General features: G+C 63.2%; 35 protein-coding genes and 1 tRNA gene. 27 read left to right on the forward strand and 9 right to left on the reverse strand.

The annotated features are described in order from the left end of the window. Positions 1–27: 27 nt before the first annotated feature. From ENHY17A_RS03505 to ENHY17A_RS03565, 13 genes are read left to right on the forward strand one after another with little or no spacing between them, the layout of a single operon-like run. The gene (locus ENHY17A_RS03505) at positions 28–312 is read left to right on the forward strand and encodes a hypothetical protein (protein ID WP_159710120.1); all 285 of its coding nucleotides are present in this window, start codon (positions 28–30) and stop codon (positions 310–312) included. Between the two features lie 12 nt (positions 313–324). Beyond that, positions 325–654, forward strand: coding sequence for a DUF2190 family protein (locus ENHY17A_RS03510; RefSeq protein WP_159710122.1), 330 nt, complete (start codon positions 325–327; stop codon positions 652–654). A 2-nt stretch (positions 655–656) separates the two neighbouring features. Next, positions 657–977, forward strand: coding sequence for a head-tail joining protein (locus ENHY17A_RS03515; RefSeq protein WP_443018284.1), 321 nt, complete (start codon positions 657–659; stop codon positions 975–977). Beyond that, the gene (locus ENHY17A_RS03520) at positions 974–1,627 is read left to right on the forward strand and encodes a DUF6441 family protein (RefSeq protein WP_159710126.1); all 654 of its coding nucleotides are present in this window, start codon (positions 974–976) and stop codon (positions 1,625–1,627) included. Before ENHY17A_RS03515 ends, ENHY17A_RS03520 begins: the two co-directional genes overlap by 4 nt. Continuing rightward, complete coding sequence (locus tag ENHY17A_RS03525) at positions 1,624–2,076, forward strand: hypothetical protein (RefSeq protein WP_159710128.1); 453 nt, start codon at positions 1,624–1,626, stop codon at positions 2,074–2,076. The genes ENHY17A_RS03520 and ENHY17A_RS03525 overlap by 4 nt, the downstream gene beginning before the upstream one ends. 21 nt (positions 2,077–2,097) lie before the next feature. Further along, positions 2,098–3,054: a phage tail tube protein gene (locus tag ENHY17A_RS03530; RefSeq protein ID WP_159710130.1), complete on the forward strand. Its 957-nt coding sequence runs from the start codon at positions 2,098–2,100 to the stop codon at positions 3,052–3,054. Next, complete coding sequence (locus ENHY17A_RS03535; protein WP_159710132.1) at positions 3,051–3,203, forward strand: hypothetical protein; 153 nt, start codon at positions 3,051–3,053, stop codon at positions 3,201–3,203. Before ENHY17A_RS03530 ends, ENHY17A_RS03535 begins: the two co-directional genes overlap by 4 nt. Next, positions 3,203–3,760, forward strand: a complete 558-nt coding sequence (locus ENHY17A_RS03540; RefSeq protein WP_159710134.1) for a hypothetical protein — start codon at positions 3,203–3,205, stop codon at positions 3,758–3,760. Before ENHY17A_RS03535 ends, ENHY17A_RS03540 begins: the two co-directional genes overlap by 1 nt. Positions 3,761–3,792: 32 nt before the next feature. After that, the gene (locus ENHY17A_RS03545; protein WP_159710136.1) at positions 3,793–3,948 is read left to right on the forward strand and encodes a DUF7697 family protein; all 156 of its coding nucleotides are present in this window, start codon (positions 3,793–3,795) and stop codon (positions 3,946–3,948) included. After that, on the forward strand, positions 3,945–6,926 hold the full coding sequence (locus tag ENHY17A_RS03550) for a TIGR02594 family protein (protein ID WP_159710138.1): 2,982 nt from the start codon (positions 3,945–3,947) through the stop codon (positions 6,924–6,926). The genes ENHY17A_RS03545 and ENHY17A_RS03550 overlap by 4 nt, the downstream gene beginning before the upstream one ends. A gap of 5 nt (positions 6,927–6,931) precedes the next feature. After that, on the forward strand, positions 6,932–7,534 hold the full coding sequence (locus tag ENHY17A_RS03555) for a hypothetical protein (protein WP_159710140.1): 603 nt from the start codon (positions 6,932–6,934) through the stop codon (positions 7,532–7,534). Further along, positions 7,531–8,190 (forward strand): hypothetical protein, encoded by a 660-nt coding sequence (locus ENHY17A_RS03560; RefSeq protein WP_159710142.1) that lies wholly within the window; start codon positions 7,531–7,533, stop codon positions 8,188–8,190. The genes ENHY17A_RS03555 and ENHY17A_RS03560 overlap by 4 nt, the downstream gene beginning before the upstream one ends. 5 nt (positions 8,191–8,195) lie before the next feature. Then, the gene (locus tag ENHY17A_RS03565; protein WP_236548012.1) at positions 8,196–8,606 is read left to right on the forward strand and encodes a DUF6950 family protein; all 411 of its coding nucleotides are present in this window, start codon (positions 8,196–8,198) and stop codon (positions 8,604–8,606) included. On the opposite strand, the gene ENHY17A_RS03570 is transcribed toward ENHY17A_RS03565, so the two are convergent. Then, positions 8,584–8,919: a hypothetical protein gene (locus ENHY17A_RS03570; protein ID WP_159710146.1), complete on the reverse strand. Its 336-nt coding sequence runs from the start codon at positions 8,917–8,919 to the stop codon at positions 8,584–8,586. The genes ENHY17A_RS03565 and ENHY17A_RS03570 overlap by 23 nt on opposite strands. Before the next feature lie 27 nt (positions 8,920–8,946). Here ENHY17A_RS03570 and ENHY17A_RS03575 point away from each other — a divergent pair, with 27 nt between their 5' ends. From ENHY17A_RS03575 to ENHY17A_RS03630, 12 genes are all read left to right on the forward strand, one after another. After that, entirely contained in the window at positions 8,947–12,900 is a 3,954-nt protein-coding gene (locus tag ENHY17A_RS03575) for a hypothetical protein (RefSeq protein WP_159710148.1), read from the forward strand. Positions 12,901–12,911: 11 nt separating this feature from the next. Continuing rightward, positions 12,912–13,379 (forward strand): hypothetical protein, encoded by a 468-nt coding sequence (locus ENHY17A_RS03580; RefSeq protein WP_159710150.1) that lies wholly within the window; start codon positions 12,912–12,914, stop codon positions 13,377–13,379. Next, positions 13,376–13,720, forward strand: a complete 345-nt coding sequence (locus tag ENHY17A_RS03585) for a hypothetical protein (protein WP_236547730.1) — start codon at positions 13,376–13,378, stop codon at positions 13,718–13,720. The genes ENHY17A_RS03580 and ENHY17A_RS03585 overlap by 4 nt, the downstream gene beginning before the upstream one ends. After that, positions 13,720–13,896 carry a hypothetical protein gene (locus ENHY17A_RS03590; protein WP_159710154.1) on the forward strand — a complete coding sequence of 59 codons (177 nt, stop codon included), beginning with the start codon at positions 13,720–13,722 and terminating at the stop codon, positions 13,894–13,896. The genes ENHY17A_RS03585 and ENHY17A_RS03590 overlap by 1 nt, the downstream gene beginning before the upstream one ends. Before the next feature lie 13 nt (positions 13,897–13,909). Then, positions 13,910–14,479, forward strand: a complete 570-nt coding sequence (locus tag ENHY17A_RS03595) for a hypothetical protein (RefSeq protein ID WP_201296333.1) — start codon at positions 13,910–13,912, stop codon at positions 14,477–14,479. Positions 14,480–14,482: 3 nt separating this feature from the next. Further along, positions 14,483–15,289: a hypothetical protein gene (locus ENHY17A_RS03600; protein WP_159710156.1), complete on the forward strand. Its 807-nt coding sequence runs from the start codon at positions 14,483–14,485 to the stop codon at positions 15,287–15,289. Then, positions 15,286–15,906, forward strand: a complete 621-nt coding sequence (locus tag ENHY17A_RS03605; RefSeq protein WP_159710158.1) for a DUF4376 domain-containing protein — start codon at positions 15,286–15,288, stop codon at positions 15,904–15,906. The genes ENHY17A_RS03600 and ENHY17A_RS03605 overlap by 4 nt, the downstream gene beginning before the upstream one ends. Beyond that, positions 15,903–16,286, forward strand: coding sequence for a DUF1353 domain-containing protein (locus tag ENHY17A_RS03610; protein WP_159710160.1), 384 nt, complete (start codon positions 15,903–15,905; stop codon positions 16,284–16,286). Before ENHY17A_RS03605 ends, ENHY17A_RS03610 begins: the two co-directional genes overlap by 4 nt. 335 nt (positions 16,287–16,621) lie before the next feature. Continuing rightward, positions 16,622–17,155 (forward strand): hypothetical protein, encoded by a 534-nt coding sequence (locus tag ENHY17A_RS03615; protein WP_159710162.1) that lies wholly within the window; start codon positions 16,622–16,624, stop codon positions 17,153–17,155. Between the two features lie 23 nt (positions 17,156–17,178). After that, a complete protein-coding gene (locus tag ENHY17A_RS03620; protein WP_159710164.1) occupies positions 17,179–17,592 on the forward strand; it encodes a hypothetical protein in 414 nt (137 codons plus the stop codon). 8 nt (positions 17,593–17,600) lie between these two features. Next, on the forward strand, positions 17,601–18,374 hold the full coding sequence (locus ENHY17A_RS03625; RefSeq protein ID WP_201296334.1) for an N-acetylmuramidase family protein: 774 nt from the start codon (positions 17,601–17,603) through the stop codon (positions 18,372–18,374). Continuing rightward, on the forward strand, positions 18,371–18,964 hold the full coding sequence (locus ENHY17A_RS03630; protein ID WP_159710166.1) for a hypothetical protein: 594 nt from the start codon (positions 18,371–18,373) through the stop codon (positions 18,962–18,964). The genes ENHY17A_RS03625 and ENHY17A_RS03630 overlap by 4 nt, the downstream gene beginning before the upstream one ends. Here ENHY17A_RS03630 and ENHY17A_RS03635 read toward each other — a convergent pair. The 4 genes from ENHY17A_RS03635 to ENHY17A_RS03650 form a co-directional block, all read right to left on the reverse strand. Continuing rightward, positions 18,885–19,268, reverse strand: a complete 384-nt coding sequence (locus tag ENHY17A_RS03635) for a hypothetical protein (RefSeq protein ID WP_159710168.1) — start codon at positions 19,266–19,268, stop codon at positions 18,885–18,887. The two genes, ENHY17A_RS03630 and ENHY17A_RS03635, sit on opposite strands and share 80 nt — an antisense overlap. Then, positions 19,265–19,498, reverse strand: coding sequence for a hypothetical protein (locus tag ENHY17A_RS03640; protein WP_159710170.1), 234 nt, complete (start codon positions 19,496–19,498; stop codon positions 19,265–19,267). Before ENHY17A_RS03640 ends, ENHY17A_RS03635 begins: the two co-directional genes overlap by 4 nt. A 325-nt stretch (positions 19,499–19,823) precedes the next feature. Further along, positions 19,824–20,408 (reverse strand): SOS response-associated peptidase family protein, encoded by a 585-nt coding sequence (locus tag ENHY17A_RS03645; RefSeq protein WP_159710172.1) that lies wholly within the window; start codon positions 20,406–20,408, stop codon positions 19,824–19,826. A 7-nt stretch (positions 20,409–20,415) separates the two neighbouring features. Further along, positions 20,416–20,568, reverse strand: a complete 153-nt coding sequence (locus ENHY17A_RS03650) for a hypothetical protein (RefSeq protein ID WP_159710174.1) — start codon at positions 20,566–20,568, stop codon at positions 20,416–20,418. A 221-nt stretch (positions 20,569–20,789) separates the two neighbouring features. Here ENHY17A_RS03650 and ENHY17A_RS03655 point away from each other — a divergent pair, with 221 nt between their 5' ends. Next, entirely contained in the window at positions 20,790–21,596 is an 807-nt protein-coding gene (locus tag ENHY17A_RS03655) for a DNA adenine methylase (RefSeq protein ID WP_159714084.1), read from the forward strand. Positions 21,597–22,236: 640 nt separating this feature from the next. Here the strand turns inward: ENHY17A_RS03655 and ENHY17A_RS14810 are convergent. The 4 genes from ENHY17A_RS14810 to ENHY17A_RS03670 form a co-directional block, all read right to left on the reverse strand. After that, positions 22,237–22,359, reverse strand: coding sequence for a hypothetical protein (locus ENHY17A_RS14810; protein ID WP_268893986.1), 123 nt, complete (start codon positions 22,357–22,359; stop codon positions 22,237–22,239). A 376-nt stretch (positions 22,360–22,735) separates the two neighbouring features. Beyond that, on the reverse strand, positions 22,736–23,242 hold the full coding sequence (locus tag ENHY17A_RS03660) for a helix-turn-helix domain-containing protein (RefSeq protein WP_159710176.1): 507 nt from the start codon (positions 23,240–23,242) through the stop codon (positions 22,736–22,738). A 404-nt stretch (positions 23,243–23,646) separates the two neighbouring features. Continuing rightward, a complete protein-coding gene (locus ENHY17A_RS03665) occupies positions 23,647–24,909 on the reverse strand; it encodes a tyrosine-type recombinase/integrase (protein WP_159710178.1) in 1,263 nt (420 codons plus the stop codon). A gap of 179 nt (positions 24,910–25,088) precedes the next feature. Continuing rightward, a tRNA-Tyr gene (locus ENHY17A_RS03670) sits at positions 25,089–25,174 on the reverse strand. 103 nt (positions 25,175–25,277) lie between these two features. On the opposite strand from ENHY17A_RS03670, the gene rlmB reads away from it, so the two are divergent. Beyond that, positions 25,278–26,024 carry a 23S rRNA (guanosine(2251)-2'-O)-methyltransferase RlmB gene (gene rlmB / locus ENHY17A_RS03675; RefSeq protein WP_159710180.1) on the forward strand — a complete coding sequence of 249 codons (747 nt, stop codon included), beginning with the start codon at positions 25,278–25,280 and terminating at the stop codon, positions 26,022–26,024. Positions 26,025–26,044 lie beyond the last annotated feature (20 nt).

Consider the following 26,044-nt stretch of genomic DNA (forward strand, 5'->3'; position numbering starts at 1 on the left):
GCCAGCGCATTCGGCGGGAGAACCACCATGAAAGAAGTGACACTCAAGAGCTTCGCCGTGATTCGCGGCGCGGTTCGCTATGCGTCGGAGGGGCCGATCACGGTCACTGAAGACGAGGCCAAGCGCTTGAAAGACGCCGACCAACTCGCGGACGACGACGATGATGACGACGGCGACGATCTCACCGGACTCAAGCTCGTCGACCTGAAGAAGGTCGCAGAGGACGAGGGCGTGGATCTCGGAGAGGCCACGACCAAAGCAGCAATCGCGGACCTGATCCGCGCCCATCGCGCCACCGCGCCGGGCGAATAAGGAGTCACCCCCATGAAGAACTTCGTACAGCAGGGTAACAATCTCACCCTAACTGCACCGCGCGATTTGCTCAGCGGTGTTGCCTTCCTTGTCGGCGCAATCTTCGCAGTCGCTTCGACGACCGTGAAAAGCGGCGAACCTGTAGCTGGTGTCACGGAAGGCGTTTTCGATCTGCCGAAGGCCGCAGGCGCAGTGACCGCAGGGCAGAAGCTGTATTGGGACAATACGGCGTTCAACGTGACCACGACTGCGACGAACAACACGCTGATTGGCGCTGCCATACAAGCTGCGGCGTCCGGTGATGCCACCGTCCGCGTCAAGCTGACCGGTCAGATCGTCTAGCGATGGACCCGTTCGCCATGGCACTCGACGCGCAGTACCTCGCGCCGGGGTCCATGGCGGCCGCGTATCACCCGCACGGGGGCGATCCCTTGCCCGACCCCGTGCGGGTGATCAGGTCGCAGGAAGATCAGGAGATCGGATTTGGGCAGTCCGATGTGGTGGCTCGCGCCGACACTTTTCTGATCCGCCGATCGGATCGCGCCGAGCCAATGGACGGCGACGTGATCGTCATCGCGGAAGGGTCATTCCGGCTGGTTGGCGAACCGCGCACCGATGTCGAAGGGCTGGAGTGGACGTGCCCCGCCGAGCAATTTGAGCCGTGAAGATCAGCGTCGATCTGCCGGGGTTGCGGCAGATCATGCAGGACGTCGAAGGGGATATCTCGACCGCCGCAACGGAGGCGATGCGCGGGACCAGCCGCAAGGCGCTGCTGGAGCTTCGTCGACAGGTCACCGGTGCGGGACTATCCCAGCGCCTGGCGAACACCTGGCGCGACCGGGTCTATCCCGAACGGCGCCGCAGCATGACGCCGACCGGCTATATCTGGTCGAACGCGCCCGATATCATCGACGGCTATGCCCGCGGCGCCACGATCATGCCGCTCGCTGGCAAGCGCTTCCTCGCTATTCCGACGAAGAGCGTGCCGATGGCGCGTCGCCAGACCGGGCGGTCGAAGCGGGTGCCCATGTCGCCAGCCGAGGTGGAGCACGCATTCAACCAGGACCTGTTTTACAAGCGCGGCCGCGCCGGGCAAGTGCTCGCCTTTCTGAATGCCGTTCGCAGCAAGAACCGCCGCACCGTGCGCGCCGCCACCAAAGGCAGAGCGCGCCAGGGCCGCACCGCTGAACCGATCCTGATGTTCGTGCTCGTGCCCAGCGTGAAAGTGCCCCGGTTGTTCGATCTGGACGCCACCGCCCGCCGCTGGGCCGACAATTACGCTGCAGAGTTCGAGCGGCGGCTGGAGGGGCGATGAGCAAGCAGACCGCCGTCCTCGCCGCGCTACATCGTCGCATCAGCGATGCCCTGTTCGGCATCCAGGTGGATTTCGTTGGGATCGATGGCAGTGAAGCGGCGCCGCGGCGGGCAAAAGCCGAGGGCGGACGGATCCTGATTTCACGCGGGGAGCCCGGCGACCCCGAAATCGATCTGTGCCCACCGACCTATCGCTACTCCCACACCATCCCGGTCGCTTTCATCAAATTCGGACAGCCGAAGCCGGTCGGAGAAAGCCTGCTCGATGACGATCTGGCCGTTCTAGCCACCGCCATCTGTTCCGATCCGACGCTTGGTGGCCTGTGCGACTGGTGTGAAGTCACTGCGCCTTTCGTCGAGACCGAAGCGAACGAGCAAGGTGCGATAATCGGCCAGAGCGCCGAGTTCACGGTGATCGCGTCCTACGCCACGTCCAACCCCCTGATCTGAATTCGTCCAAAGGAGACTGTCATGGCCATTCTGCCATCGAAGCGCGCGCGCGGTGCGAATGCGCGGCTGCATGTCGGGTTCGAAAGTGCCTATGGCGCCCCGCCCGCCAGCGGATATCGCCGTTTGCCCTTCGTTTCTCACCAGCTGGGCGCGACGCAAGGCTGGATCGAAAGCGATCTGCTCGGACAGGGCCGCGCGCCCTTCGATCCGACGCGCGACGTCGTCGTGAATGACGGCAACCTGGTGGTGCCGGTCGATACACGGGCCATCGGCTTCTGGTTGCGCCTCCTGCTCGGCGCACCGGCGACGACCGGATCGGGCGGCACGTTCACCCATGTCTTCACCAGCGGCGCAGCAACGCTGCCGTCGGCATCGGCGGAGGTCGCGTTGCCGGAAGTGCCGCAGTTCACGACTAACTACGGCCTGCGCGCAAACACCATCCAGATCGGTATGCAGCGCAGCGGGCTGCTGAACGCCACGCTGGCAATGATCGGCAAGGGCGAGACCAACCCGATCGAGGCGTCGTCGGCGGGTACGCTGGTCGAATATGAGCAAATCGAGCGGTTCGCACAGGCGAGCGGGTCGATCGCGGAAGGTGTCGACACGCTGGGCGGCATCGCCAGCGCGCAGTTCACCTATTCGAACGGGCTCGACAAAGTCGAAACGATCCAGCCTGATGGCGAGATCGAGGACGTGGATCCGGGTATGCCGTCGTTCACTGGTTCGCTGGTACTGCGCAACCTGACTGGTGCGCTGCAGGATTCCAGCCGCGACGGAACACCCCGCGCGATCGATTTCGGATGGGTGCGCGGACCTCACTCGCTGAAATTCTCCGCCCCGCGCGTGTTTCTGCCTCGTGTGAAGCTGCCGGTCGAAGGGCCTGCCGGCCTTCAGCAGACTGTGGAATTCGTGGCTTCGTCGGATGAGGGCGTCGTGATGACCGCCACCCTGATCAACGACGTGGAGTCCTACGCATGACCGCGAAGTCCAAAGAGCCGGTGACGGATTCCGCTTCGGTGATCGCCGCCGAGAAACCCCGCCCGGCCCCAAAGCTCAAGGTCAAGGACGGCTCCTACGTCATCGAGAATGGCGATTTCGTCCACCTCGACAAGAGCGGCGCGCGATAATGGGCTTTGTCGTGTCCAAACCGCAGGCGGGACCGACATGGCTGCCTGTCGTGGGCGGGGAGGTTCTGTTTGCCCCGATAGACCGAACCCTGGTGCGCCGTGCGCGCCGAAAGGCGCTCGAGCAACTTGGACGGGATGTGCATGGCCCGAGCGCCGAGGGTGAGACCGACGACTTCGTGATCCAGATGGAAGATCTGGGAGATGCGCTCAGTTGTGCGATGATCCTTGAGGGCGCGCAAGACTGGAAGGGCGCGATGGAGGAGGTAGATGGCACGTTCGTGCCACTCACCTTCAGCCGCGAAGCGCTGGCCGACATGCTGGCCGATCCTGTGTACTTCGACGCGCTCGATGCAGCCTACGTGATGCCCTACGTCCGTCGGGAACGGGAAAAAAACGTCTCCGCCGCCTCGCCGAATGGGAGTGGGGCGGCGGCGATCGGGGCGAAAGGTACTGCCAGCACAGCTGCAACGCCGAAACCGAAGGCCGCTGCGAAGCGTGCCCGTACCGCGAGCACCAGCTTGAAACGGTCGAAGCCGAAGGTGTCTGGGACGTCCTGACCCGTTGCGACCGCCAGCTGAGGGTTGGGGGCATGGGCGCGCCGTTTGCACTCGATTTTCAGGCGGTGATGACGATCGGCGAGGCGCTGGGCGTTGATGCCGAGATGTTGGCGGACGTTCTGCCAGCCGCAGAGATGGCGATCGTCTCTCAATATGCCGGCGACCATGACGGAGGGGGTGACGCATGAGGAAGAACGTCGCCATCCGCCTCGGGGGAGAGGGTGCGCCTGAGGTCAAACGCATGTTCGACGACATCGCTACGAGCGGTGACACATCGGCCATTCGGCTGGCGCGTTCGTTCGAGCGCGAAGGGAAGAACGTCGAGGCCGCAATCCAGCGGCAAGCGAATACGGCGGCGAAACTCGAGATGGCGTATGGCGGCATCACGCCGCGCAATGTCGAGCGCTTCGCCGGCAACCGCGACGATGTTGGCAAGTCGGCGCAGGCATCGGCGCTGGTGTTCAACCAAGCCTATATGCAGATGGAGACCCGTGCTCGCGCGCTGGTCTTCGCGATCGACCCGGCGGCGGCCGCTCAGGATCGCTTCAATGCCGAGATGGTGGAGGCGCGCGCGCTGGTCAGCGCCGGGGTGCTGTCGCTCGACCAATACGTCGCCAAGCTGCGGGTGGAGCAGAACGCGCTCGATCAGGTTTCAGCGGCCCATCAGCGTGGCGGCGTCAGTGCTGGTGCGCACCGCCAAGCGATGATCGGCGTCAGCTATCAGGTGCAGGACTTCTTCACCCAGATCTCGATGGGTGCCAATCCCATCAACGCATTCGCGGTGCAGGGTGCGCAGCTTGCCGGGCAGTTCGCAAACGTCGAGGGTAAGGCTGGATCGGTCGCGCGCTTCCTGATGGGGCCCTGGGGCCTGGCAATCACTGGCGGGCTGATGCTCGCTGGCATGTTCACCAAGGGGCTATTTGAGCAGGGTGAGAGCCTCGACGATCTGGTCGAAAAGCTCCGGAAGGACGCGGAAGAAAGCCAGCGCGCAGCGCGCGCAAAGGACATGTTCCGCGGTTCGATCGACGGTCTCGACGAAGCGATGCGAATGCAGAACGACACGCTGCGCGAAAGCATCAACCTTGAGAAGACGTCGGCCGAGCGTGCCTATGAAAGTGCGAACGCCAATGTTCGCCTCGCTGAGGCACTGACAGCGGCCACGCGCGCACGCCTGGAGGACCAAAGGGCACTTCTTCAGGCGGAGATGCGCCGTGCCAGCGGGCCGGGTGAGGCGAACGAGCGCGCCGCGCTGAACCTCCCGCGCATCGTTGGACAGATCGATGAAACCGAGGCGGCGCTTGAACGGATAGGCAGTGTCGAGCAGCGGCTGCGCCAACAGCTGACTGCATTCGGCGTGGATGTGGCCATTGAAACCGGCAAGCGTTCCAACGACGCCATTGCGATGATCAATCGGCGATACGACGGCGAGATCACCGCTATTCGTAAGCGCGGCCGAGAACTTGCGCGCGCCGGTCAGGATGCCACCGCTTGGGCAGAGCGCGAAACCGCGGCGATCGAAAAGCGCCGCGAAGCTTCGCTGAAAGAGGCGCGCGAACGCGAGCAGAAGACTCGAACGCCCGGTCTGGGCACCCAGATCAACGCCGAGCGCAGCGCCCAGCTATTGATGACTGCTCAGCGGTATAACGGGCTAAGCGAGAACACCGCGTCTGGCCGGTCGTCGCTCCGCACGCTGTTTTCCGAGGCGAACCAGAACATCGACCCCAAGATGGTCGCGTGGTGCGCGGCGTTCGTAAACGCAGTGCTTGCCACCAATGGCCTGCCCGGCACCAACAGCCTCGCCGCGCGATCCTTCCTCGATTACGGGACCGCGACAAACAAGCCGCAGATGGGCGACATCGTCGTGCTGAAACGCGGCAGCAACCAGGCGCAGGGCCATGTCGGCTTCTATGCTGGTGAGCAAAACGGCAAGGTGATGGTCACCGGCGGCAACCAGGGCGACGCGGTCAGTACGGCGGGGTTCAACCGCCGCGATGTGCTTGGCTTCCGGCGCGCGCCTACTGATGCCGCAACGTTCAAGGACGAAGCACAGCAGGCACGCGAATATGAGCGCGACCTGGCGCGGCTGACCGAACGTTACGATCCGCTATCGGCCGCGGCCGCGCGATATGCGGAAGAGCTTCAGAAGATCGCCGCGGCTCAGGGTCGCAACGAGATCGGCGAGGAAGTGGCCGACCGCTATCGCCGCGGCGCGCTGAACACGTTCGAATCGGAGAAGGCGAAACTGTCCGGCGCCGATGTCGCCGTGCAGAACGCGCTGAAGATCATGGATCAGCTGCGCCAGGCCGAGCGCCAGCGCGACAAGAGCCGCGCGGATGCGCTCGCCCAGATGATGGCCGGGCAAGAGGATTCGTTGGCGCTGGCCCGCGGGGAATTGTCACTCACCGCTGCGAACGACAACGTTCGCGAAGGCACGCTGGCCAAGCTCCGCCTGATCCTCGACCTAAAGCGGCTTGGCGTATCCGCCGACAGCGCGGAGGGTGCCCAGCTGATCGCCAACCAAGCGACGCTTGAGGACATCTATCAGCAGATCGAACGGCAGCGGCGCGCTTGGGACGAGATCAGAGGCTTTGGGACGGAGTTCGCCGACACCGTGCTGTCGCCATCGACCTGGGAGGACTGGGGCGAAGGCGGTCGCAGGATCCTCGACATGCTCAAGTCCGAATTCATCAAGCTCGCCCTGCTCAATCCGCTGAAGAACATGATCAACGGCGACAAGGCTTTGCCGACGCTCGGGTCGATCATGGGCCTGTTTGCGGGCGGTGGCGGCGTGCCGGTCCCCGACAATAGCAGTGCCTATGCGGCGTTCGCGGCATCACTGCCACGCAGCGCGGCTGGTACACACCATTCGTCGGGCGGCGCGATGCTTCTGGGCGAATTCGGCCCCGAGTTGGCCTATCTCCCGCGCGGATCGCAAGTTTCGACGGCGAACGACACGCGACGCCTGCTCGCGGCGAACGATCGGGGGCGGGCCGGTCCAACCGTCAACATTTACGCCGACCGAGCAGTGCTTGCCGATGAAGTCCGGACGTGGGTTGCTGATGGCATGGCACTGGCCGCCGCGCAGGGTGCTGCCGGCGGCGCGATGATGGGTGAAGCCCAGATGGCGGCAAATCAGGCGAAGAAACTCGGGCGCAGCTGGGGCTGACATAGATGGCAATCGATATCCCGTGGGTGCGGATCAATCGTTTCGCGCTCCGCCCCCGGCTGTTCAGCAGCGAGCAGGAAGGCGCGCTCGGCGGGCCGGACTTGCCGAACCCGCGCGTCGGCGATCGATGGATTGCCGATGTCAGCACAGCGATCCTTATTCGTAATGAGGCTTGCACTGGGCTGCTGACGTCGTTGATGCGGGCATCGACCGACAGCGCCCGCATGGAGGTCCGAGCCTATGACATGCCCGCCCCGGGGGTCGGAGGCGGCGCAGTGGTCAACGGCGCGGGTCAAACGGGATCGACGCTGGCGGTGCGAGGCCTGACCGTCGGTGCGGTGGTCCGCTACGGTCAGCCTTTCTCGATCAATCATCTGGGTGTCCATTATCTCTACATGGCGGTCCCAGTCGCACCGCTGCCGGTCCCGGCCGGCGGCCAGTTATCAATTCCGATCTGGCCAATGCTTCGCTTCATCACCGTGGATGCGGAGAAGTGCCATTTCGATGACCCCATGATCGAAGGAGCGCTGGTCGGGTTCGACAAAGGCAGGAGCTTCGTTCGCGACAAGCTGGAGCCGGTCACCTTCTCGATCAGAGAGCGGCGATGACGCTGCGCCTGACGCCGCAGATGACCGCGGCATTGCGCACCGGCAAATATCCGATCGCGCCATTGATCGAAATCGTGATGCCCGGCTGGACGCTCCGCCACCTAGTAGGGTCCGGTGAGGTGCCGTGGGGCGAGAAGGTGTTCGTCGGACGCGATGCGCGATTTGGAGTGCTCCAGTCTGCTGGCGCCCTCATGGACGGCGGTCGGGACGAAGCACCCGACTGGTCGCTGACATTCGTGCCGCCAAACGGCACCGCAGTATCGATCCTGACGTCTGCCGCAATTCAGGGGAGCATCGTCACCGGTTGGGCTGGCGCCCTCGATCCGGCTACCGGGCTGCTCATCCCCGATCCGGTGCAGATCTTCGCGGGCGAGATCGATGTCCCGCGCCTGCGTGTCGGGCGTTCGGGCCGCTCGATCGAATGGCGGTGCGTGTCGGCGCTTGAGGACTTTCACGACATTGAGAAAGGCGCTCGCCTCTCCGATTCGTGGCATCAGCAGATCTTTCCGGGTGAAACCGGGCTCAACAACATGAGCGGCATCGAAAAGACGAGCTACTGGGGCGCCGAGAGCGCGCCTTCCGGCATCACCTATGGCGGTGGATATGGCGGCGGCGGCGGTGGCGGCGGTCTCTACATGAACGAGGTGATGCGTTGATCGACATGGTCAAACGGCGCGACGTGGCAAAGGCTACGATGGCCCGGTTCCAGCATCAGCCATTCAAACTTGGCAAGAACGACTGCGTTCGCATGGCGGCCTATGTGCTGCGCAAGCGAGGATACCGCCCGCAGTTGGGCAAAGCCGGAACGTACACCACGTTGCTTGGGGCAAAGCGAGCGCTGAAACGCGCAGGTTTCAATACGATCGCCGATGCATTGGACGCGCTCGGGCTCGAGCGAATTGCGCCAGCCGCTGCCCGGCCATGCGACATCATCATGGTGCCGGGCGAAGGGCCGCTCGATGGGGCGCTACACATCGCGGTCGGGAACGGTCGAACGCTCGGCTATCACGAAGACATTGACGGGGCTGACATCCTCCAGCCGGTCGAATTTATCGCGGCGTGGCGGACATAGGGTTCGTACAACGGTCAATGAATTTGGCAGGCATCCAGGCTGTAATCTCGGTGCCGCTGTCATTTCTCTTTAGGTCTACTCGCGCTGACGAAAGCCCGTTCGGATTGAACCATATCAGTGTTGCATCGTCTGGCCGGTCGGGTTGCCGATAGACTGTGGGCGCCAGCATTCCGGCCAAATCGATCAAGCATCTTTCAACGTCACCAAGCGGCCTTTCCGTCGTGACTTTGACCTGAGGCGCCCGGTCGGAAAACTTGCCGATTGGCCCTTCCTGGACGCCTCCGAGCAGCACCAGCGCGGCAATGAGAATCATCGATAAATCTCCTTGAGAGAACCATTTATGTCAAAAACCCTGCGGACTGCAGCAATTGTTGTCGGCGCGGTCGCGCTGGCGGCCACGGGCGTCGGTGCTGCCGTCTCTGCAGGCGTGCTCGCTGCATCGGCGACGACGGCAACGATCGCCACGATCGCAAGCGTCTCGCAAGTTGTCAGCGCCGTGGCCCTTACAGCATCGTCCGCAACAGCTGGCCGACCCGTCACCCTCGGCAATGCGACGAAGTTCAAGATCGACAAGGAGGCTGGCGTCCCGATTGCGATCGGTCGGACGTTCGTCGGGGGCAACGTCGTCCATCGCCAATATTACGACGATCCGGGCAGCCGGATGAAGAACCAGCGCGAAAGCTGGGTCACCGTCTATTCGCTAGGTCCGGTCAAGGCGCTGGGGCCGCTGCTGGTCGACCGGGTTGCGGTGTCGTTCAATGGGTCTGGCGCGGCGGTTGGTGTTTATTCGGGCAATATGTGGCTCGACAGCCAGCGCGGTTTCTCGCCCGAGGCACGCGCGCTGCAAGCGCCGACGGGCTATTTTCCCGGCTGGAACGCCAGTTCGAAGCTGTCTGGCCTTGCTGCTGATCTTTGGACGCTCGATTTCGACAGCAAGGGCAAGAAATTCCCGAACGGCATTCCGCAACGCGGGCGGGTCGTGGAAGGCGTCTATTGCTGGGATCCGCGACAGGACAGCACCTATCCAGGCGGGCTGGGTCCGTGCCGAGCCGATGATCCCTCCACCCATATTTATACCGAGTGCCCGTGGCTGCACGGCCTCCAGCACGCTCTGGGCCGGGTGCAGAACGGCCAGCTGATCGCAGGCGGTGGGGTCAAGGTCAGCGGTGTGCTGGTGTCGACCTTCGTTGAGGCGGCGAATGTCTCCGACGCCAACGGCTGGAAGGCCGGCGGGGTGGTGTACGCGACGACGGACAACGACTGGGACATTCTGAAGATGCTTGCCCAGGCGGGCGGTGGCGAGGTGTTTCCGATTGCAGGCAAGCTCGCCTGTTCGGTTGCCGCTCCGAAAGTGTCGATCGGAACGATCACCTCGGCCGATATCGTCGGCGATATCATCGCGCCATCGACTGCATCGAAGCGCGCGCGGCGCAATACGATCATCGCCCGAATTCGGCTGGAGAGCCACGGCTGGGAGATGGTGCCGCTCACCGCGGTGAAGGTGGACGAGTATATCGCGCTCGACGGCGCGCCGCGCCCCCGCGAAATTACCTATGCGCTGGTTCAGCACGCCAAGCAGGCGGCCGAGCTTGCGACGTATGAGCTGATGAATGCGCGCGAGATCGACGGCATCATCCTGCCGTGCAACTTCGCGCATCTGGCCTATCTGCCCGGCGACTGCGTAACGCTGCAGATCCCGGAGGCGAACCTGGTTGATCGCGAAGTCGTGCTACGCACCCGCGATCTCGATCCCGGCAACCTGGGCGTCACCTTCAGCGCGCGGACGGAAACGGCGGGCAAGCACCCTTACGCGCTGGGCAAAACGACGACACCGCCGCCGACGCCCGACCTATCGGTCCCATCGCTCGACTTGGACGCGCCGGAAGGCTGGTCGGCGATGTCGGGCACGATCGACAGCGAAGGCATCCCCCTGCCCGCGTTGATTGTGCAAGGCGAAGTCGATAACGCCGCTGCTGAGGCCGTGGTGTTCGAATACCGGCCGATCGGTGCCACCGAGTGGTGGAGCGCCGGCAACGAAGCGGTGAACGCGGTTCGCAAGACCATCATGCAGGTCGCCGCCGACACGGTTTACGAGGTTTCCGTCCAGTACCGCGTGCGCGGTGCGCTAACCGATCGCCAATTGCTGGAACCGGTCGCGATCGGCCGAACCTATGTCTCTTGGCGCGATGGCGTCGAAGGGGACGGTAAGCCCGACGACAATGCCGACGTCACCGGCGACAATGTAGCGCTGGACGTGCTCAACATCGGCGGGCGGCCGGTCGGTGACGTGCTGGGCGATATCGCCGATATCAGCGACGCCGCCGAAGCGATTGCCGGGCTGGCCGATGATGGCGTGCTGACGGTCGATGAGAAGATCCGCGACCTTGCGCCGAACAACCAGCGGCTCAACGCGATCTATGGCCTACTGATCACGCAATCAGAGGGCGTGGCGCACGCTGCGGTCGCGACGGCGCGAGCGAACCTGATCACGGCGCGCAATGCCTGGGACAGCTTCCTGGGCGAGATCGGGCCGAAATTCTGGTACGATGTCACCGGGCCGTCGGACATCGATCGGGCAACGTACCGTGCGCGGTTGCTGTCCTATGAAACCACGCTCAACGCGCTGACGCAGGCGATGCGCGACTGGGCCCGGGCCGTCGGCCAGGCCGCGCAGGACCGGGTCGATCGCATCGCGGCCGATGGCTGGCTGACGGCGGGACAGGAAAAGGCCGAGGTCCAGCAGGATTACAATGCGCTGGTCGATCGACTGAATCGCCTGGTCGAGCGGCATGATGCGCTGGGGCAGCCCGCCGACGCACTCGACGAACGATCGGCAGCGGGCAACGCGGTCTATAACGGGCGGCCGAGCAGCCTTGGCACCTATCTCAACTCGCTCAACCCGCCATTCACCGATGGCGCGACCGACACGGCGATCAACCCCGTCACCTATCGCAACCGCTGGCAAGTGGCGCTGGCGGCCGTAGCGGCGTTCGAAGCGGCATTGCTCGGCACGATCCCGCAATCGGTTCAGTCGTCGCTCGACGCCCTGCTGCCGCTCAACAGCGATGGCGTGTGGACGCCCTACGAGAAGCGCTCGGTCCTGTTCCGCGAGAATGCGTCGCTGGAGGCGACCTGGTCGCTGCTGGACAGCAAGGCGGCGGCGATCGGGGGCAGCGCAGCGCTGACGACGGCGCGGACGAATGCGAGCACCGCGCGCAGCAGCTGGCAAAACTTCCTGGCCGCGGTGCCGACCTGGTCCGATCCGAACGTCTCGACCACGGTCAACACGGGGGAAGCCCGCACCCGCCTGGTCAATTACGGTGCGATGCTCGATGCCCTGGCGGAGGCGCTGCGCGTCTATACCGACACGCGGGTGACGACGATCGCCGACCGGGTCGCGGCCATCGACAGTGACGGCATCATCTCGCGCGGGGAAAAGTGGTACTACGTCAAGGAATGGCAGGCGCTGGTGAACAAGTACCAGCGGGCGGTCGATCGCTATATCGCGCTCGGCTATCCGTCGTCGGTCTTCCAGGCGCAGCAGGACGCCTATGCGATCATCGGGCCGGACGGGAGCGCGCCCTCGACATCGCTCGGCAAGGTGCTCGGCGCGCTTTCTCCGCAATGGGACAATGCCGATTTCGACACGCCGCTGGCACCGGTAACGACGCCACAAGCGCTTCAGAACCTGTGGGTGAACGCCGACAATGCCGCCGATCGCCTGGTCGCGGCGATGATGGCGCAGCCGAACGCGGACAATACGCAGGCACAGATCAACGCGGGTGCGGCCGACACGAAGATCAGCACGACCGTCAACACGGTCACGCAGCCGCTTCAGCAGAAGACGCAGCTGCTCGACACGAATGGTCGCGCGACGAGCCGCCGTGCCAACACGCAGTTCGCGCTGGGTGGAGCGCAGCAGATCTATCTGGTGGGTGGCGTCGCGGCGAACCCGCTGTCGGCCGCGCCGCAAGGCAATGGGTATCACGTCGCCATCACGATTGCTGCGCATTCGGTGAAGGATGACGCGGGGACCATCAATTACGGCTCGGGCAGCGTGTCGTTCATGGAGCCCAACACCAACATCTACATTTTCGAGGATGATCCGACCTATGCGGGCGGGGCTCGCTTCTATCAGTGGACCACCAATCCTGCCGTGCTCGCTGACGCTCCAGGGCGGCGATACGTCGGCCTAGTCTTCACCGGCTCCGGCGCGGCCGGCACGCCGCCCTCGACCGGCGGTGGCGGCGGTGGTGGCGGCATCCGCACCGATCCGAACTACCAAATCCCATAGGAGCGCCAGCGATGACCTATCCACGCATCCCTGGCTATCCGGGGCTGAACGACGTGCCTACGGCTGAGCGGCCGTATCGCGAAATTGCCTATCAGGCGGACGACAAGGTGGCGCGCATCCGCTTTGTGCCAGTGGTGGTTGAACCTTCCACGCCAGCCAACATCCCGCTGGTGCCCAGCACGCCGGGGCTGATGGCGTCGGGATCGTTCGTCGATGCCGATGGCCAGGTGCTGACGATCAACGGGCGCGGGTTCGTGCGCGAGGCGAGCAGCCAGGCGCGCGGGATCGGCGACGGGTCGGACACGCTAGACCAGTGGCTCGACTGGATCGCCGCGCAGGAAATCACCGAGATGCTCCGCGCCTGGGATTTGATGACAGCGTTTGCTGACCTGGTGCCGCGGCCGGTGCCGGTGATCGAAGAGCGCGAGATGGTCGAGGGCGACATCTATCTGCCGCCTGAAGCACCCGAGGAGGAATGATGCCGCCTTATGTTTTCCAGCGCGGCGAGACGATCGCCGTGGTGCTCGAGGCCGTCGGCGCGACAGCCCAAGACATTGCCGGGATCGAAGTGACCGCGGTGCTGAAGCGCGCGATCGCGCAGCGGGCACCGGCAGCGAATATCGAAGCGGTCGCCGAGTTTGATGTGTCCGATATCGCCAGCGGCAGCGAGGTCGATCCGGGCTGGCTGCTGCGCATCGATGCCGCGACTTCGGCGACGATCGCACCGGGCGTCTACATCACCAACGGCGTGCTGACGCTGCCTGGTGGCGATGTCGAGAAGACCGAACCGCTGCTGATCCAGATCGAGGAAGCGACCTGATGCTGACGTTGCAATGGCGAAAGCCTGCGCCGCGGCTGGCGCTGCGCTGGCGGGGTCCGGATCGCAAGACGCTGATCGCGACGCCGCCGGGCCAACTGCCCGCGGTGGCGGCGATCATCGGCCCCCAGGCCGAGGCCAATGTTTCAGGCGCGAACTGGTCCGCGCGCGAATGGTGAAGGGAATGCACTGATGGCACTCAAATTCTTTAAGGTCGCCGCCCTTCCGGGCGTGCTGGAGGGCGATGCCTTCTACTTCGTCTCGGCGCCGGGCAACGTCGCCGAATCCTATCTGACCGATGCCGCCGGAACGGCGAAGTCGATCGGTAACACGGCGATGATCGAGGCGATCGTTGGCCCGTTGATTGCGGCGGCCGTCGCACAACGCAACCAGATCGAGGTGGTCGCCGATATCGCCGCGCGCGATGCGCTGGCCGATCCCGGATACAACCAGATGGTGCTGGTGACCGATGCGTCGGCCGATCCGACGGTGGATGCGGGCGCGGCGCTCTATGTGTTCAACACCGCGACCGATCTGTTCACGAAGGTCGCCGAATATGAATCGGCCGATTTTTCGTTCGCCTGGGACAATATTACCGGCAAGCCTTCCTCCTCGCCCGCCAACATCGACGATGCGGTCGCCAAGCGGCATGCGCACGCCAACCTGACGACGCTCAACAAGCTGGGCGAGGCAGCGGGCGAGCTGACGTTCGACGGTGCGCCGGTCGGCGGTGGTGCCGACTGGAATACGGTGGCCTGGTAAGTCATGACCGCGCTTCGAACCCATAAGGTGGTGGCCGCGCTGCCACCCGTGCTGGAGCCTAGCGCGCTCTATTTCGTGCGCGTCGGCGCGGGGTTCGACCTGTACGTCACTAACGAGTTGGGCCTGGTCGCGAGCTATAAGCAGAACCTGCCCACCGCGACGGTGGCGCAGTTCCGCAACGCGACGGCAGAACGGCTGCTGTCATCCGATATTTACTGGGCTGCGCAGGTGCCGGTGGCGCTGATCGATGGCGCGACGATCGCTGTAAACCTGGCGAACGGGATCAACTTTGCTGTCACGCTGGGCGGCAACCGAACGCTCGGCAATCCGAGCAGCCTCAAGCCCGGCCAGGCGGGGTCGATCTTCGTCACCGGTGCCGGTTACTCGCTCGCGTTCGCCTCCAACTGGGTGCCCGACGATCTCTCCACCTTCCCGGTGCTCAACCCAACCGGCGTGACCGAATTGCGATACAAGGTCGCGGAGGGCGGCAAGGTTCGGATTGCGGGAGGAAAGCCGACTTCAGGGGGCCTAACCTCGTTCTCGATTGTCGCTAGTCAGATGACCGCTTTCCATCATTTCAGAGCAGCGATGACTTTAGAAATGGAGTTTACGACGAACACAGGCGGCAACGGCAGCCAGTCGGTTCAGGTGGCCACCCCAACAAACATGATGGGCCAGGTCGGCATCCTCACGATAGCGTCCGCACCCTACACCGGGCAGACCCTGACCCGTGCCTTTGCAGCCGGGGAAATGCTAAAAGCAAACTCGGGCGGGCAGATCCTGATTATTGGCTGCAAGGTGGTAGGATGATGCGAGAATATGCGTATCTCTCGTCCGGCAACTGGATCGCTGTAACCGCACCATTCGAACTGGACGAAATCAACTACCCCTCGGACTGGCTCGCTTTAGCAACCGATGCCGAGCGCGCCGCGATTGGCGTCTATCCCATCGTTGAGCCCGACGCGCCACCAAGCGGCCATCGCGTCATCGGATCACGGCTCGAGGATCACGACGGCCTGCCGGTGCGGGTGCTCGAAACGGAGGCGATACCCGACGCAGAAGTGCGCCAGGGGCGTCGCCGCGAGGTTGATCAGCGGATCGAGCAGGCGTTTGGGCTTGGCTATCCACCAGCGCATCCGGCCTTCGTGGGCGAGCGGCTTCAGGTGCGAGGCAACGAGGATCGCACCAACTGGCTGACGTCGCAAGCCAGCTACTCGGCCGCGGTCGCGGGAGGGCATGGCGATGTCATCGGCGCGACGTTCCGGACAATGGGCAATGCAACGATCACCGTCAGCTACGCCGAAGGTCTGCACATCCTGCTCGGCATGGCCGCGTGGGGTCAGACGATCATGGCGCGCAGCTGGGCGCTGAAGGACGCGATCGAGGCGGGTGAGCCGATCGATATCGACGCCGGATGGCCGGAGTGAGCAGCTTCACCGATGCGACGTTCGAGCCCACCGGCGAGCGCCGCGCTGGCCGCGCGCTGTACCGGATCGTCGAGGGGATGCGGTTCGACATCGGGTTCCTTGGATCGAGCTTGAGCGTATGGGTGCCGCCGGGTTTCGTAACCGATGGGCCGTCGGTCCCGGTCTGGTTGCGCTGGGCTCTGCCTGTCGGCCGGATGATTAAAGCCGCCGCCGTCCATGACTGCCTGCGCGAAGACCTGCGCTTTTCGAAGCTCGAGGGCGACGCGATCTTCCTGACCGCAATGCGAGCGGAACGCACGCCCGCATGGCTGCGCGAGCTCGCTTTCGTTGCGGTGCGGCTGAACGGCAGCCGGGCGCGCGCGGCGGCAGCAGCCTCTTGAAGGATGCGTCCTGATGGAATTAGAAGGCTCAAGTCATCGGATGGGGGTCCTTATGTTCGCATTTGTGCGGTGCCTATTTCGCGGTCATTCATGGCGCAACAGCAGTTCGCGCCCCGGGTATCAAACCTGCGTTCGCTGTCAGAAACGACGCCCTAAACAGCACCTGAGATAGCACCCGCCGTAGCCGTAAAAGCCGCGGCTGAAGCCGCAAATTGTCCGCTTAGTACCACCGGCCAACTCCATCTTCAGCGTGAAGCTCCCGTTCCGGTCGAGCGTCACGATCAACGATCTGCGTGATCTCGCCCGACGATAGCGGGCATCTTCGGAGCGATTGCATGACGAATGACAGCCTGGCCACCCAAGCGGTGGCTGCGGGTCCGATGACGGCTGCCCCGCCCAGTTTCGATGGGCAGGGGTGGTTGTTCGTCATCAACCTGACGACGTTCACGGCCGGGTTCTACCTGATGCTGATGTTCATCGCCTGGCAGGCGTATCACATTGGCCGTAACCGCAAGCGCGACGGCTGGCGCGACCCGGTGACGCTGTGGCGATTGACCGGACTGCTAATGGCGACGGGCCTGTGCCTTCGATGCGGGGCTGAAGCGTTCAATCTGTGGTCTTGGGATGCGCGGTTTCCGGAGCAATCGGCGCGCGCGCTGGAGTTCAAGCGGTTCATCGACCCGTTCGCCTGGGGGTTCGGGATGGCAGGACTGGCGCTGTTCTCGCTGTCTGCTCGCGGGCTGGTCCCGCAGCTGCGACGGCAGCCCTTTCCCGTCGATATGTGGGCATCCCTGCCGATGCTCTGGCGACCCGCCGCGGTCGTTGCACTGACGTTCGTCGCCTCGATCGGGGTGGTGACGTTTCGATGATTCTCGAGCGTGTGGGGGCGTCCGTGTTCGGATTACTTACGGCGGCAACGGTCGTCGCGCCGCAACCTATGGTGCGGCATTTCCTAGGCTATCCGTTCGAGGTGCCCAGCATGATCGCCGCGTTGTTCGCGGTGGCGATCACGCGGGTGATCATCTCGATGCGCGCCAAATCGATCCCCAAGCCGCTCGACGTGGCGGTGCTGGTCCTGGTGCTGTCGTCGACGGCGGTGGTGGTGATCGGCTCGCACGCCAGCATCATCCCAGCGTTCCTGTGGGGCACCGGCCTTGCTGGCTTGGGCGAGGGCATCCTGAAGATCGCCGAAAAGTTCGTGGCCGTCGGTCTCGAGAAGGTCGGCATTGAGGTGCCCAAGGCAGACACCAGCGACGAGGCGGCGATTGAGGCCGCGATGCACACCCTCGACCAAGTTCCCGACTGAAAGGACTGATGATGACGCCACGTCAGCAGCTCGCGGCCGCCGTGCGGCCGTTCGGGCCGGGGGGCGTCATGCTCCCCCGCCATATCGACCCGTTCAACGTCTTTGCCGATGCGCTGGGTATCCCGCGCGACGGCGCGGACTCCGATCAGCAAATTGGCCTTAGTGCCGGTGACTTCGCTGCCGCTGCCAAGCTGCTGGGCTGCACGGTCGCGCAGATCCGCGCGGTGGACGAGGTGGAAAGCGGGAGCGGCTGGTTCAGCGATGTTCGCTCGGCAATCCTCGACCTGGACGGACCCGGCGGCTTCATCGACGGGCCGCACCTGCCCAAGATCCTGTTCGAGGCTCATATCTTCGATCGGCACACCGACGGACGGTTCCGCGCGGCGCATCCCAACCTGTCGTTGGCGTCCTGGAACAAGGCGCTCTACGTCGGCGGGCAAGGCGAATGGGAGCGACTGCACCGCGCCATGCAGCTGGATCGCCGAGCGGCGCTGATGTCGGCGTCTGTGGGTCGATACCAGATCATGGGGTTCAACCACCGGCTGGCGGGGTTCGCAACGGTCGAAGCATATTGGGACGCCATGATGGACAGCGAGCGTGCTCACCTCGACGCATTCGTCGCCTTCATCAGCAACGCCAAACTGGTGAATGCCCTTCGGCAGATCAGCAACGTCCACGCCGCCAACATCCCGTTCGCGCGGGGATATAACGGCACCGGCTACGCCAAGAATCAGTATCATGTGAAAATCGCGAAAGCGCACAAGAAGTGGAGCGGGTCATGACCCTGATGAGGTTCTGGTATCTCCCCGTCATCGCTGCGCTGCTCGCGTTTGGCGCATGGGAGAAAGTGCGGGCGGACAAAGCGACTGCGATTAATGATCGCGCCGTCGAAGCCGTGGCCGTTGTCTACGGATGGTCGGACGGTCGCACCATCGCGCGCGATCAGGTGCCGATCGCGATCCAGCGATTAGGCACAACAATCACAGATACGCGGCGCGCGCGCGAACAGGCCGCCCGCCTCGATGCCGAGAATATCAACCGCGTCCGCAATGCGCAGGATGCGATTACGAAGGATGTCGTCGATGATTATGAAGCCCGCATTGCCGCTGCTCGGGGCCGCGCTGACGCTCTCCGCCTGCAACTCGACGCCCAAGCCCGCGCCGATCCCGGTGGTGGCGGAGACGCGCCAGTGCCCGGCCTTCGCGACGCCGCCGCGCGAATTGATGAAACCGCCGGAGAAGGTGGACTATCTGTCGCCGAGCGGCTGATCGCCACCGAAACCGCACTCCGCCTTATTGCACTTCAGGCTTGGATTGAGGCGCAGGCGGGGCTTCACCCTGACGGTATGGGTTCTTCTTCCCCTGCCCGGTGATCGTGGTCAGGCGCTCGAACGTCGCGCGCCACACAATCCACATGTCTTCATCCCGGTGCGGGATGCGGAGGTGTGCGTGGATCGCCCTATGACTGTTTTCGAGCGCGATGCCGCGGGATACCGACCCTTCCGATAGCGCACGCCAGAAGTCGTCGAAAACGCGCCGGTCGCTCGGCTGGATCGAATGCAGATAGGCGAGCGCAAACTTCACCGCGTAGCTTTGCGGGTTCTGAAGATAGCGGGCGGTGTGTACGGCTTCTTCGAGGGTCAATAGCGCCGCGCGGGTAAGGACCGGGTCGCTCATTGCAGTGGTGGGGTCCACGGATCCCGCGCACCCAATTCGCGCTCGTCGATATCCAGACATATGGCCAGATGCCGGCGCTCGTCTTCGGGCAGACGTCTGGGCGTGCCCCGCCGAAGGTACTGTTGCAGATAGGCGGGGTTGCGGCCGATCAGGGTCGAAAGCTCTGTCAGGCTCTTGCCGCGCTGGCCTGCGCGTTGCTCCAGCTGGTGGCGGGGGTCGCATTGGTGCACCGAATCACTCCTTGTCCGAACCAGAACAGGGAGAGAACAAAACCCAACATTGCAAGGGTGGTGCTTGTTAAGGCGCGTGTGAATCGACGTTTTCGGACGAACGTTTGTGCTGGACCCTTCGCGCCATGTCGGCGAGCCGCTCGAATGACGCAGCGGCCTTGTTGTACCGCTCTCGCTCCTTTGCCAAGTCCGTCGATGCGGCTTGTTTGCGGCAGGATGCGGCCTGTTCCAGATAATGATCCAAGTTTTCGAGTAAGCTTTTTGGCATGCTCACCTGATAGCCGATTTTCGCTTCGAGGAGAACCGACGAGCTGCTTGAGCGCCCTTATCGCACAACCATTAGCTGCGACGGAAACGGCTGCGCGAGCGCGACGGCTCCCTCATAATCAGTAGTCAGCCAGTGATCGTAATCGGCCTCGTCGAGGATCACCGGCATCGCCTTTGGATGCAGGGGCGCAACCAGTGGGTTGGGATCGGTCGTCAAGAAGGCGAACGCATCGCCTTCCTCGGTCGGCCGCCAGATCCCGGCGAACGCCGCGACTGGGCGATCGGACACGTCGAACCAGTGTTCTTCGCGGCCCTGGCCGATCTTGGGCTCGGCAAACTCGGTGAACGGCACCAGGCACCGCCGTGCAGGCGTGGTGAGCATTGACTTCCAGAAGCTGCTGGTCAGGTTGCGGACGTTGGTGATCCGTTTGGTGACCGTCGTGCCGGGACGTTTGCCGGCGGTCGTCAGCGGCACGCCCCATTGCATGGTTTCGATGATGCGTGCGCCGTCCTCAATGCGCGCGATTGCCGCCTGCCGGCGCGGCCATGCGTCGGTCTCGGGCGCCGTCGCACGAACGGTGAAGCCAGCATATTCAGCCCAGGTAGGGATCGCGTCCGGGTTCAGGCGATAGTGGTTGCACATCGCCGGATCAGAATTCGAGGTCGCGCCGCTGCATCTCTGGGATCAGGCGTTCGACCTCTGGGTCGCCAACTTCCTGCGACGTCGCGAGATACACAGCCAGCAGCTGCGTATCGGTGAGTTGCTCGATCTGATCTGCGCTAAGTGGTTCGGGACTCGTCATCGGGTGAACATAGCCCCAGCCGCGTGCGAGGCCAACGCACTCACCACGGTCAATTTAGAGACACGTCCGCCACCGGCATCGGCAAACCGATATCGGCCAGAGCGGGGGTGCCGTGCGTCAACACGGCAACCGACGAGGGGGGCCTCGTCACGCGCGGCTGGCCAAGCCGCTAACGCCCCGCACCCGTCGAGCGGGTGGGGCTACCTAGAGCAAGAAAACCTATGGACACCTTAACGACCGTTCGGCCGACGAATCCGGCAGCCCCGTACTTGGGGGGCAAGCGCAACCTGGCAGCGCGCTTGATCAAGATCATCGCTGCCACTCCGCACGAAAGCTATGTTGAACCGTTCGTGGGGATGGGTGGCGTGTTTCTGCGCCGACCGTTTCAGGCGCGCGCGGAGGTGATCAACGACATCTCCCGCGACGTCTCGAACCTCTCCCGCATCCTGCAACGCCACTATGTGCCGCTGATGGACATGCTCCGCTGGCAATTGACCAGCCGCGCAGAGTTTGACCGTCTGAAGGCTGCGAACGCTGACACGCTCACCGATCTGGAGCGCGCCGCGCGCTTCCTATACCTCCAGCGCATCAGCTTTGGCGGGAAGGTCAGTGGCCGGCACTTCGGTGTCGATCGCCGGACGCCTGCCCGGTTCGATGTGACAAAGCTCGAGCAAACGCTTGCCGATATTCATGAACGGCTGGCGCGCGTGACGATCGAATGCCTGCCCTATGCCGACCTGATGCGCCGCTATGATGGGCCGGGGACGCTGTTTTATCTCGATCCGCCCTATTGGGGCTGCGAGCGGGACTATGGCGAAGGCGTATTTGATCGCGATGATTTCGAGCGGCTGGCGGGGCAACTGTCCCAAATCAGCGGTCGGTTTATTTTGTCGATTAATGCGACGCCTGGCGCGCGGGAAGTATTTGGTCGGTTCGCGATCGAGGACGTCACCACCACGTACACGATCGGCTCCGCCAGCGGTGCAGGAAAGAAGGTCGGCGAATTGATTGTTAGCAACAGCCTCTAACGTTGAAGGCTCAGACCCAGCCGTCACACCTTCGTGTCGATGGCGGCTGGGCTAGCCCCAGCATGAACCGAATCGGTATTTGTACACTCTGGAACGACAGCGTTCGGTGCGGGGACTAAATGGCCGGAACTGGGTGGGAAGCGGTCAATGCGGGCTCAGTCCTCAAAGCCGCCCTTCCGGTAGCGCCACATGTACCGTAGTCGCGTCCAATCGCCGACGAACGATTCAACGATAGTGGGTAAACCGATGAGTATGTAGACGGGCAGAAACCATTGCCCCACCCTCTCTAACGCGCCGGTAGGCAACATTATCAGGCATGCGACTGTAAGAACGACTGTGGGCCAAAAGGTCCATCGCGCCAACAGTTCGATTTTGCTTTCCGCCACGGGTTCACCATCGGCCATGAAGCATTTCTGTCCTAACTGCCGAATGTCTGCAATGGGGTCGTTTGCGGAATGACCGCTTTTACGGCTCTTGGACCTAGGCCGATCCGTTCCGACAATCAGCGTAAGCCATTGATATGCCCACAAGGCAAAAAAGAGCGAACCTGTCGGAACGCGAGCTGACAAAAGGAGAGAAATCACGGACTTTTAATCCGTGGAGTGAAAACGCCCCCGCAGTCGATGCGGGGGCGCAGTAGTCATTTCTTCGGTTTGGCCGGCGGGCGTTTGATGGTTTCAACCACCGCGCCCTTCTTGTTTGCTCGCGCTGCGCTCACTTTCATGAACTTGCCGGTACCTGCGTTACGTCCGATCTTCATCATAGCCTCCATATTGATGGTGAGGCTTTCACGCGCTTTCCCGAGGGTACCGGCCGCAGCCGAAGCTGCGACCGGGAGTGAATGTGCTACTCGTCGTCAACGAGCCAGCAGAACGCGCGCTTGCCATATTGGCGAGCGAAAATGCGAGTTCCGTCCGGCAGCGTTTTCCACGGGCGACACACCCACCGCTTACCGCGGGGGGGTGGCGACATGAACGCCTCCGTTTGTCAGCTGCCCGATGATCTTTGCGTCGCGAATCTCGTTGTGCTATGCACAAGCTGCTAAGCTGAGCTTCGATACGCGCACCTACACAGGGGCAGCGGTTCTGAGCAGGAAAAAAGAAGGGGTCCGACTAATACTCGGGCCCCTTTTTTATTGTTTAGGCAGCCTCCATCTGAGCTTCTTCCCAAAAGTGGTTATGTTTGAAGCTTATCGGACGCTCAGGACCTTCATCCAAATCGTCCAAATTCTTCGGCATTTCCATAATGAGCTGCGCGAAAGCGTCAGGTTCGGTCACTCCAAGAATCGTTGTAATTCTAAGCAGTCGGTCCTCGGGTCCTGGAATGTTCACTTTATCCTTCTCCCAGCGAGCAACTGTTTGGACCCCAGTTCCCAACCGATGGGCCAACTCTCCCTGTGTCATGTCAAGTGCGCGACGAATGAAGCGCACCTCTCGGCCCATTAACCCCTTACGATGACAAACAATATGGCGCGCGATAGCCTTATGAAGGCCTTCAACGTCTTCAGGCTCGATCAAATCCTCGCCATTGCGATGGACGATCGTAAAGCCGTCAACGAGCCAAATGTTATCCAGACCACAGTCTTCATACAGATGTGGCCTCTTGGTCTGCTCCTTACCTCTAGAACAAAAAAGTTCGTTATTCATGACTGTTGATCCCATAGGATGTCTTCTACGAATGCCCTCCCTTCACTTATAGCGACTGTTATGATCCCGCCTTCGCGAAATCCCTTGACGCTGAATGTTATACCGCATCGCCACTCTCCCCTTTTATCGCCTCGTTTAACCTGGCCGACTAACTGCCCTCGGCGAAGGGCGCGAATGATTAGAATGTCAGTTAGGTCGTGGCGCTTCATTGAACGCCGAGCACTACCCATCATAACCACCCGACCAGCTTCAGCAGCCCCACGCACCCGATCTTGCACCCCCTCGAAAGGAAGCGAAAATTGGAAAAGCCTGGCCTCACTCGACTGCATGACGCCTATCATTATGATAGGTTCCCTCCGCCGTCAACAAATTCTTAACCGTCAAAATTAGCGTAACGGTCCGCACTAAGCACGCAGCAAGGTCCTCGCCTCCGGCATCGCTCCCATCAGCAAATCGGACCATACACGCGCCAGCTCCCAGCGGCGGTCCATATGCGCCGCACGATTATAGGCGCCCTCGACCTTATCCTCGACGACGTGCGCCAGCATGAGGTTGATCACCTCGCGATCGTCGGCCCGGCCGTGCTGTCGTCGCCACTCGTTCATGATGGTCGAAAAGGACGAGCGCCAACCGTGAGTGGTGTGCCGCTTGTAATAGCGCTCGCGACCAGCCGTTATGATCAGCTTGCGCACCGCGTTCTCTGACATCGGCTGATGCGACCGCCATGCGTTCGGGAACACATAAGGCAGGTTGCCGGTCAGGTTGCGGATCGTCTCGAATATCTCGACGGCGGCCGGCACCAGAGGCACGATGTGCTCGAACGCCTCGTCGTCCTTTCGCTCTAGCGACAGCTTCATAGTTGCGGCCGGGATGCGCCAGGTCGGGTTTGGCCCGTCCAGACCCTCCAGCTGATCCCATTTGCAGTGTCGCTGCACCGCCGACCGGACGGCCGTCAGCGCGACCAGCCGATGCGCCAGCTTCGTGATTGGGCTGCCCGGCTCCGCCTCGGCGTCGCGCATCAACTGGCGAAGTTCATCGATGTCGGTGATCGCCGGTTGCTTAGTCGACTTCGGCTTCGGCTTCAGCAGCGACTTGATCACCGCAGCTGGATCGCCTGTGCGCAGGCCGCCAGCCGCGGCGTATGCGAACACGCCCGACGCGCGCTGCCGGATCCGGTGCGCCGTCTCGATCGCCCCCCTGCCCTCTACCTTCCGCAGCGCCTGGAGAAGGAGCGCCTCGGTTACGTCCGCCACCGGTAGAGCGCCGATCGCGGGGAACAGGTCGTCTTCCATGCTCTCGATAACATTGCGGGCGTGATGCGCGCTCCATCGCGGCTGGTTCAGTTCGTGCCAGGCACGCGCGACCGCCTCGAAAGTGTGGTCGGCGCTGAAGGCCCGCTGCGCCGCCGCGACCTTCTTTTCGACGCTGGGGTCGCGGCCTTCGCGGAGCAGGCGCTTCGCTTCGTCACGCTTCTCGCGCGCGGTGGACAATGACACATCGGGATAGCTGCCGAAGGTCAGCAGCTTTTCTTTCGGGCCAACACGGTATTTCAGGCGCCAGCTGCGATGGCCGCTAGGCGAAATGAGCAAGAACAGGCCGCCCGAATCCGACAGCTTGTACGCCTTCTCCCGCGGCTGGGCCTTCTTGATCTCGACGTTGGTCAGCATCGGCAGTCCCCGGTCTGGGGGTATCGATACCCCCATGTGCGTTCGCTACCCCCGTGCCGACCCCCGAATCGGGGGTACTAGCGCCGGTTTCGACCGGACAGTCCCGGACGATCCAGCGAGGATAGTCCGGGTTTCTTTAGCTGATTTCGGATGGTGCCGGAAGCGCTCGGCGGAACATATGGTGGACAGGGCTGGATTCGAACCAGCGTACGCTTGCACGGGCAGATTTACAGTCTGCTGCCTTTAACCACTCGGCCACCTGTCCATTGGGGCCGCCATCTGGGCGAGCGGCGTCCATTGCCGATGCGCCCGGCATGTGTCAACGCCTGACGCGCGCCTTTTCAACCCTTTTCCAAGGATAGCTCCCCATGTCGCGTCGCGGTCACCGTCCCAGCAAGCCCCAGTCGGGGCGTCCGCGTTTCTGGGGAAAACATGCCGTCACCGCGGCGCTCGCCAATCCCGAACGCGTGGTCCGCAAGATCTGGGGCACGAAAGAGGCGCTGGGCGCGCTCGACCTGCCGCCGGTGCTGCCGATCGTCTATGCCGATGCCGCCGATCTGGGGCGGCTGGTGCCGGGCGACGCGCCGCATCAGGGGCTGGTCGCCGAAGTCGATGCGTTGGAAGACGTGTGGCTCGCCGACCTGATCGAACAGGGCCGCGACGATATGCGCCCGCTGGTCGTGCTGGATCAGGTCACCGATCCGCACAATGTCGGCGCAATCCTGCGTTCCGCCGCCGCCTTCGACGCGCTGGGCATCGTCACCCAGGATCGCCATTCGCCACCCGAATCGGGTGCGCTGGCCAAGGCTGCATCGGGTACGCTGGAAGTCGTGCCATGGGTGCGCGTCGTCAATCTGGCGCGCGCGATGGAGGAAATGGCGGAAGCCGGGTTCTGGCGCATCGGCCTGACCGGCGATACCGATCTGGCGCTGAAGGACGCGCTGGGCGAGGCGCGCGTCGCACTGGTGCTGGGGGCCGAGGGCGAAGGCATGCGCCATAATACCCAGGTCCACTGCGATCAGCTTGCCAAGTTGCCGATCGGGCCGAAGGTCGAAAGCCTGAACGTGTCGAATGCCGCGGCGATCGCGCTCTATGCGGTGGCGTCGCGGGGGTAGAACACACCCGTCACCCCGGC

This window comes from Sphingomonas sp. AX6, assembly GCF_902506605.1.
Classification (GTDB): Bacteria; Pseudomonadota; Alphaproteobacteria; order Sphingomonadales; family Sphingomonadaceae; genus Sphingomonas.

Excerpts from the sequence above, each read along its gene's own strand:
- ENHY17A_RS03505 (WP_159710120.1), top strand. The coding sequence starts at position 28 with ATGAAAGAAGTGACACTCAAGAGCTTCGCCGTGATTCGCGGCGCGGTT.
- ENHY17A_RS03510 (WP_159710122.1), top strand. The coding sequence starts at position 325 with ATGAAGAACTTCGTACAGCAGGGTAACAATCTCACCCTAACTGCACCG.
- ENHY17A_RS03515 (WP_443018284.1), top strand. The coding sequence starts at position 657 with ATGGACCCGTTCGCCATGGCACTCGACGCGCAGTACCTCGCGCCGGGG.
- ENHY17A_RS03525 (WP_159710128.1), top strand. The coding sequence starts at position 1,624 with ATGAGCAAGCAGACCGCCGTCCTCGCCGCGCTACATCGTCGCATCAGC.
- ENHY17A_RS03530 (WP_159710130.1), top strand. The coding sequence starts at position 2,098 with ATGGCCATTCTGCCATCGAAGCGCGCGCGCGGTGCGAATGCGCGGCTG.
- ENHY17A_RS03535 (WP_159710132.1), top strand. The coding sequence starts at position 3,051 with ATGACCGCGAAGTCCAAAGAGCCGGTGACGGATTCCGCTTCGGTGATC.
- ENHY17A_RS03540 (WP_159710134.1), top strand. The coding sequence starts at position 3,203 with ATGGGCTTTGTCGTGTCCAAACCGCAGGCGGGACCGACATGGCTGCCT.
- ENHY17A_RS03545 (WP_159710136.1), top strand. The coding sequence starts at position 3,793 with ATGGGCGCGCCGTTTGCACTCGATTTTCAGGCGGTGATGACGATCGGC.
- ENHY17A_RS03550 (WP_159710138.1), top strand. The coding sequence starts at position 3,945 with ATGAGGAAGAACGTCGCCATCCGCCTCGGGGGAGAGGGTGCGCCTGAG.
- ENHY17A_RS03555 (WP_159710140.1), top strand. The coding sequence starts at position 6,932 with ATGGCAATCGATATCCCGTGGGTGCGGATCAATCGTTTCGCGCTCCGC.
- ENHY17A_RS03560 (WP_159710142.1), top strand. The coding sequence starts at position 7,531 with ATGACGCTGCGCCTGACGCCGCAGATGACCGCGGCATTGCGCACCGGC.
- ENHY17A_RS03565 (WP_236548012.1), top strand. The coding sequence starts at position 8,196 with ATGGTCAAACGGCGCGACGTGGCAAAGGCTACGATGGCCCGGTTCCAG.
- ENHY17A_RS03570 (WP_159710146.1), bottom strand. The coding sequence starts at position 8,919 with ATGATTCTCATTGCCGCGCTGGTGCTGCTCGGAGGCGTCCAGGAAGGG.
- ENHY17A_RS03575 (WP_159710148.1), top strand. The coding sequence starts at position 8,947 with ATGTCAAAAACCCTGCGGACTGCAGCAATTGTTGTCGGCGCGGTCGCG.
- ENHY17A_RS03580 (WP_159710150.1), top strand. The coding sequence starts at position 12,912 with ATGACCTATCCACGCATCCCTGGCTATCCGGGGCTGAACGACGTGCCT.
- ENHY17A_RS03585 (WP_236547730.1), top strand. The coding sequence starts at position 13,376 with ATGATGCCGCCTTATGTTTTCCAGCGCGGCGAGACGATCGCCGTGGTG.
- ENHY17A_RS03590 (WP_159710154.1), top strand. The coding sequence starts at position 13,720 with ATGCTGACGTTGCAATGGCGAAAGCCTGCGCCGCGGCTGGCGCTGCGC.
- ENHY17A_RS03595 (WP_201296333.1), top strand. The coding sequence starts at position 13,910 with ATGGCACTCAAATTCTTTAAGGTCGCCGCCCTTCCGGGCGTGCTGGAG.
- ENHY17A_RS03600 (WP_159710156.1), top strand. The coding sequence starts at position 14,483 with ATGACCGCGCTTCGAACCCATAAGGTGGTGGCCGCGCTGCCACCCGTG.
- ENHY17A_RS03605 (WP_159710158.1), top strand. The coding sequence starts at position 15,286 with ATGATGCGAGAATATGCGTATCTCTCGTCCGGCAACTGGATCGCTGTA.
- ENHY17A_RS03615 (WP_159710162.1), top strand. The coding sequence starts at position 16,622 with ATGACGAATGACAGCCTGGCCACCCAAGCGGTGGCTGCGGGTCCGATG.
- ENHY17A_RS03625 (WP_201296334.1), top strand. The coding sequence starts at position 17,601 with ATGATGACGCCACGTCAGCAGCTCGCGGCCGCCGTGCGGCCGTTCGGG.
- ENHY17A_RS03630 (WP_159710166.1), top strand. The coding sequence starts at position 18,371 with ATGACCCTGATGAGGTTCTGGTATCTCCCCGTCATCGCTGCGCTGCTC.
- ENHY17A_RS03635 (WP_159710168.1), bottom strand. The coding sequence starts at position 19,268 with ATGAGCGACCCGGTCCTTACCCGCGCGGCGCTATTGACCCTCGAAGAA.
- ENHY17A_RS03645 (WP_159710172.1), bottom strand. The coding sequence starts at position 20,408 with ATGTGCAACCACTATCGCCTGAACCCGGACGCGATCCCTACCTGGGCT.
- ENHY17A_RS03650 (WP_159710174.1), bottom strand. The coding sequence starts at position 20,568 with ATGACGAGTCCCGAACCACTTAGCGCAGATCAGATCGAGCAACTCACC.
- ENHY17A_RS03655 (WP_159714084.1), top strand. The coding sequence starts at position 20,790 with ATGGACACCTTAACGACCGTTCGGCCGACGAATCCGGCAGCCCCGTAC.
- ENHY17A_RS14810 (WP_268893986.1), bottom strand. The coding sequence starts at position 22,359 with ATGATGAAGATCGGACGTAACGCAGGTACCGGCAAGTTCATGAAAGTG.
- ENHY17A_RS03660 (WP_159710176.1), bottom strand. The coding sequence starts at position 23,242 with ATGAATAACGAACTTTTTTGTTCTAGAGGTAAGGAGCAGACCAAGAGG.
- ENHY17A_RS03665 (WP_159710178.1), bottom strand. The coding sequence starts at position 24,909 with ATGCTGACCAACGTCGAGATCAAGAAGGCCCAGCCGCGGGAGAAGGCG.
- rlmB (WP_159710180.1), top strand. The coding sequence starts at position 25,278 with ATGTCGCGTCGCGGTCACCGTCCCAGCAAGCCCCAGTCGGGGCGTCCG.